The organism is Streptosporangium sp. NPDC006013 (genome assembly GCF_040614275.1).
Classification (GTDB): domain Bacteria; phylum Actinomycetota; class Actinomycetes; order Streptosporangiales; family Streptosporangiaceae; genus Streptosporangium.
This window is the reverse complement of the sequence record NZ_JBEXUE010000587.1, coordinates 1-5434: the sequence shown is the minus strand read 5'-3', so window position 1 is coordinate 5434 and position 5434 is coordinate 1. Positions and strand designations below refer to the sequence as shown.

The window sequence follows — 5434 nt, the reverse complement described above, 5'->3', positions numbered from 1 at the left end:
GGCGGCTGCACGATGTTCATGTGGAGGCCGAGTTCGAGGCAGCGGCGGGTGATGGCCGCCCCGAGCGTCGGGCAGGACCACCAGGGGGTTGTTGCCGCCGAGCTCCAGCTGGGCGGGGCGCAGGCCGGCGGCGCAGGCGGCGGCGACCGACCGGCCCCCGGCCAGGCCGCCGGTGAAGGAGACCGCGCGGACGCGTGGGTCGCCGACCAGCCGCTCGCCCGTCCTCGGGCCGCCCTGGACGAGTTGGAAGACACCCGGGGGGAGCGTCTCATGCAGGACCCGGGCGAGCAGCTGGGAGCCGTAGGGGGCGTATTCGCTCACCTTGAGGATCACCGGACAGCCGGCGGCGAGCGCGCTGGCGGTCTTGTGCGCCGCCATCGGCGCGGGGGCGTTCCACGGCACCAGGCACAGGGCGGGCCCCAGGGGAAGCCGGTGCACCTCCACCGTGCGGCCGTCCTCACGGATCTCGGTGCCGAGCAGCCGGCCCTCGCGCAGTTCTCCCGCGGCCAGCCGGAACGCGCCCCCGATGATCATTCCCAGCGGGGCGGTCTGGCGGATCGGCACGCCGGTGGCGAAGGACTCCAGGGCGACGATCGCCGGGATCCGCGCTTCGAGCGCGTCGGCGACGGAGTCAAGGATCTCGGCCCGGCGTTCGGACGAGGTCGCCGCCCAGGAGGCCGACGTGTTCTCGGCCGCGGTGAGCGCCGCGCCGATCCGGGCGGCGGAGGTGCCCACGGCCCGGGTCACCGGCTTGCCCGTCGCGGGGTCCTCCAGGTCGAAGCCCAGGTCGTCGGTGCAGGTGGCCCAGGTGCCGTCGACCAGGTCCTGGACTTCGGGAATGTCGATCATGGATGCTCCAGGGCTGTTCTCGGGTGCGCCCGGTCGTCTCACGGACGGTCCGCGATGGCGAACAGTTCGTTCTCCTTGGCCTGGGTGACCATCTGGGCGGCCTCAAGTTTGCCGCGTTCGGCGGGGAAGGTCATCACCAGCCCCATCGCGAGGTCGCGCAGGGCGCGGCCGACCACGCCGCCCATCATCGCGCCGGAGGTGCCGGAGGCCTTGAACGCGCCGAGGGCGACCTGGAAGCACGCCTCGGTGACCGAGCCTTTGCCCATCCGCCACTGCCGGAACACCTCGGACTTGGGCCGCAGCGGCGGCTCGGAGGTCTCCAGCCGCAACTGGCGGCGGAGCCACAGGTAGGCGGTCTCCAGCTGTACCGTCATGTCGCCGATCAGCACCTGGTGCATCGGGCTGGCGGCGATCGGCCGCCCGGTGTCGGCGAAGGTCTTCTTGGTGAGCTGCTCGACCACGACGTCGTAGACGTTCTGCGCGCATCCGGTGTAGACGGCGGAGATGGCCAGCTGGTTGCCGACGAAGCTGCCCCGGCTCATCTGCAGCATCCGGGTGAACGCCCCGGGGATCGTCAGCGCCTCGTCGTCGGGGATGAACACGCCGTCGAGCCGGATGCCGTTGTTGGCCGTGGCCCGCATGCCCAGACCGTCCCACGGCGCGCGGACGGAGACCCCCGGCGCGTCGCGTGGCACGAAGAACGTGACCAGGCCCTCGGCCGTGTCGTACCCCTCCAGCTTGGCGGTGGTCAGGTAGTGGTCGGCCACCCCGGTGGCGCAGCCGAAGGACTTCTCGCCGACCAGGACCCAGCCGCCCTCGGTACGGCGGGCGGTGGTGGCGATGGTGATGTTGGCGCCGGAGCTCTTGACCGACTCGGAGGCGAAGTTGGCCAGCCACGTCCCGGAGGCCATCCGGGTCAGCACCTTCTCGGCGAAGGCCCGCACCACGGGGGCCTCCTCGTCGGTGAACAGGCCCGCCTCGATCGCCTCCAGCGGCAGCAGCCCTCGGGAGGCGCTGGTGTTGTGGAAGAAGTAGGCCAGTGCCGTGGACGGGCACGCCGTGCCCATCGCGAAGGTGGCCGCGGCCAGGTCGCGCAGTGTGCCGCCGAGCCCGCCGTGCTCCTCGGGAACCACCAGCCCGAGCAGCCCGGCCTCGCGCAGCAGCGCGATGTGCTCGATCGGGAAGAGGGCGTCCTCGTCTGCCTTGGCCGCGGCGGCGCGCAGCGCGGGCAGCACCGCCTCGACTCGGGCCGCACGGGCGCGCTCGGCATCGGTCATGTCGTCGACGAGACGTTCGCCGGTCAGCTTGTCGGTCACGTTGTGCCCCCTCAGGCAGGTGGAGTCGGGGTGGTACGGGTTCAACTGACGAATCGGTAGGTGCGTCCGGGCAGGGGGGAACCCCAGGAGCTCTCCAGCTCGGTGGCGCCGGCGACCAGGGCGGTACGGTCGACGGAGCTGGCCACCTCCAGCTGGGAGGCCAGGAAGAGCACGTCCTCCCCGGGGAGTGAGCCGTCCACTCCGCCGAGCGTGGTGTCGAAGTGCCCTACTCCGCTCTTCATCGCGACCAGCGCGTTGACCATGCCGATCCCGTTCCGCTCCCGCAGGCGGACCCGCAGGACGGCGGACCGGGCCGCGGCGGAGGCGTCCCGCAGGAGCTCGCGTACCCGTAGCGGGGAGGCGTGGAGCCTGCCCTCCTCCAGCCCGATCTCGTCGCAGCCGAGGTCGGCCAGCCGTCCGACCGCGGAGACGACGGCGTCCGCGCGGTCCTCGGCGAAGGACTCGGTTATGTGCGCGACCGTCGTCAGACCCGCCCGCCGGGCGGCCTCCACGGTCGGGGCCGCGCTCTCCGGAGCCGGCGGGCCGGCGCCCGCACGCACGGAGGCGGCGTGCTCCTCAGCCGAGACGACCAGCTCGACCACCCCGGCACCCGCGCGGACGGCGGAGTGGACCTGGGCGGGTTCCACGATCAACGCGGAGGCCGTGACCGGGTCGAGGTTCTCGGCGGGGAGCGGCTCGCCGTACGGGTCGAACAGCCGGACCCTGGTACCCGCGGCGCGCAGCGCGCGGGAGATCCTGGCCAGCCGCGCCTCCTCGTAACCGCGGGTGCGCAGGATCGACAGCAGGCCGGTGTCAGCGACGGCGACCTCGTCGGGAAGCGGGTCGGCGAGCTGGCCCCAGGCCCGGGAGTGGAACAGCACGGGAGCCACGCGCCGGGGCGTGTCCGCCGCCAGTACCTCGCCGACGAAGATCGTGTGATCGCCGCCCGGGTAGGCGTGCGCGACCCGGCAGTCGAGCCAGCCGATCGAGTCGGCGAGCACCGGGGAGCCGGTCACGCCCGTGACCCAGCGCGCGTCGGTGAACGGGCCGTTCGGTGCGGGCTCCTGCCCGGCGAACCGGCGGCCGAGCGCCGCCTGGTCCCTGCCGAGGATGCTGACGGCGAAGGTTCCCCGTTCCTCGACGAGGCGGTGGGTCCGGGTGGTCTTCGCGAGACAGACCAGGACCATCGGCGGGTCCACGCTGACGCTGGAGAACGAACTGGCCGTCATGCCGTGCCACTCGCCGCCGGCGGTGCCGGTCGTCACGATGACCACGCCGCTCGGCCACTGCGCCAGCACCTCGCGGAAGGAAACACCGTCAGTAGCCACTGCCCCTCACTGTTTCACTGTTGGAAACGTTGTAACGCTGAAGGTAACGATGTTGCGTGGCCGGTGTCAACGCGGAGGTAACTGTGTTTCCAAGCGGAGGTGGTCGTGTTTCCAATGGGGAAATCTCTCGCCGTAGAGTGGACTCCTGCGAAGACGAGAGGAGCGCCGGGTGCCAGCGAGGACCAGCGCGAGACCGGCGGACGCCGTGGACGAGGGCGACGGCCAGAGCCGGTCGATCGCGGCAGTGGAACGCGCGATGGACGTGCTGCTGCTGTTCGGGCGCAGCAACCGCCCGGATCTGGGGGTGACCGAGATCGCCGCGGAGCTCGGCCTGACCAAGGCGGCCGTGCACCGTATCCTGACCGCGCTGCGCAGCCGCGAGCTCATCGCGGCCGACCCGGTCACCAGGCGTTACTCACTGGGGCACGCCGCGATCGCGCTCGGCCGGGCCTATCTGGCCCGCACCGACCTGCGCGCCATGGCCGGCCCCGAGCTGCGCGGGCTGGCGGCCCGTACGAGGGAGACCGCCACGCTGTCGGTACGGCGCGGCGACACCCGCCTCTACGTGGAGCAGGTGGTCCCCGAGCAGGAGTTGCGGATAGAGGTCTCGCTCGGCATCCCCTACCCGCTGCACGCCGGCGGTCCCTCCAAGGCCATCCTGGCGTTCCTGCGTGAGGAGGAGGTCGAGGGCTACCTGAGCCGGCACGGTCTGGAGGCGCTCACGGACAAGACGATCACCGATCCGGCCAAGCTGCACACCGAGCTGGCCGCGATCCGGCGCCGGGGCTACGCCACCTCCTACGGCGAGCGGCAGGAGGGCGCCACGTCGATCGCCGTCCCGGTGTTCGACCATGGCGGCGGTGTGATCGCGGCGATCGGCGTGTCCGGGCCGAGCACCCGGTTCAAGTCACACATGCAGGAGTCGGCGCCCCTGGTGGTCGAGGCCGCCGGCCGCCTGTCGGCCCAGCTCGGTCACCGCCGCTGATCCGTTCGCGGCGGTGAGGTGCCCCGCCCCCGTGCCGGCCGGGCCCTCTCTCCCGGAGCCGCCACGGTGCGGCGGGGTGCGCCGGAGTCCGGTTCCGGAAGGACCCGGAACGGCGCGGTCAGAGAAGCGCCCCCGGTTTGAGCACGCCCGACACGGCCGCCGCGAGCACGCTGCCCCAGATCACCCAGACATAGGGCAGGCACCCGTCGACGGAGCCGCGCAACGTGCGCTCCACCTCCGGAGTCGAGCCCGTGGTGACAAGGGTGCCGAAGGCGGGGCCGAAGGCGCGGAGCTTGAGCCGGATGCCCAGCCCGGCCGCGAGGGCCAGCGCGTAGAGCAGCAGTTTGGCCCCCAGCCATCGGGGGTTCGTGTCCACCCCGAACGGACGGTCGGCCAGCAGGGTGTGGCCCGCCGCCGCGGCGATCGCGGTGACCAGCGCGATCCGGATCGCCCAGTCGGCCTGCCGTACCCGGGGGAATCGGCCGTGGGTGCGGTGGTCGGCCACGGTCAGCACCAGCCAGAGGGCGGTGAAGGCCCAGACGAGCAGGACCGACCAGAGTGGGAAGAGGCGCACACCGAAGAGTTCGGCCCCGTGCGGTTCGAGCGCCATGAGCGTCACCCCGCTGGGCAGGAAGAGCACCAGGCAGATCTTCGGGCCGAGATCCAGGCCGCTCATGATCTTCAGTGCGGTGGCGCGAGCGGCGGGGGTCAGCGCCGGATTCAGCACGGATCTGCTGGAGTAGAAGACGCCCAGGTCCCCGCCCAGCCAGAAGACGAACAGCACCAGGTGGAGCACGATCCACCAGCCGTGCGGATGAGGTCCCACTCAACACTCCCTTAATTGCCAGTTTTGGAAACGAAGTTGCAGTTCCTCGCCCGTACGGCACTCGCCGACGTGGCGGCCCGGATGACCGCCGACGGGCTGCTGCGCCCACCCGGCAGACGCCCGTCGCGGA

Annotated in this window: 5 protein-coding genes; 1 reads left to right on the top strand and 4 read right to left on the bottom strand. The window is 72.0% G+C overall.

The window, feature by feature from the left end:
* The 3 genes from ABZ260_RS45550 to ABZ260_RS45540 all read right to left on the bottom strand — a co-directional run.
* The coding region (locus tag ABZ260_RS45550; RefSeq protein WP_355630634.1) for an aldehyde dehydrogenase family protein at positions 1 to 849 on the bottom strand (849 nt) is incomplete at its 3' end.
* A 38-nt stretch (positions 850 to 887) separates the two neighbouring features.
* Complete coding sequence (locus ABZ260_RS45545) at positions 888 to 2165, bottom strand: acyl-CoA dehydrogenase family protein (protein WP_355630631.1); 1278 nt, start codon at positions 2163 to 2165, stop codon at positions 888 to 890.
* A 41-nt stretch (positions 2166 to 2206) separates the two neighbouring features.
* Positions 2207 to 3493 carry a flavin reductase gene (locus ABZ260_RS45540; RefSeq protein ID WP_355630629.1) on the bottom strand — a complete coding sequence of 429 codons (1287 nt, stop codon included), beginning with the start codon at positions 3491 to 3493 and terminating at the stop codon, positions 2207 to 2209.
* A gap of 169 nt (positions 3494 to 3662) precedes the next feature.
* On the opposite strand from ABZ260_RS45540, the gene ABZ260_RS45535 reads away from it, so the two are divergent.
* Positions 3663 to 4478, top strand: a complete 816-nt coding sequence (locus ABZ260_RS45535; RefSeq protein ID WP_355555649.1) for an IclR family transcriptional regulator — start codon at positions 3663 to 3665, stop codon at positions 4476 to 4478.
* Between the two features lie 118 nt (positions 4479 to 4596).
* Here the strand turns inward: ABZ260_RS45535 and ABZ260_RS45530 are convergent, their stop codons facing one another.
* Positions 4597 to 5304 (bottom strand): hypothetical protein, encoded by a 708-nt coding sequence (locus tag ABZ260_RS45530; RefSeq protein WP_355630626.1) that lies wholly within the window; start codon positions 5302 to 5304, stop codon positions 4597 to 4599.
* Positions 5305 to 5434 lie beyond the last annotated feature (130 nt).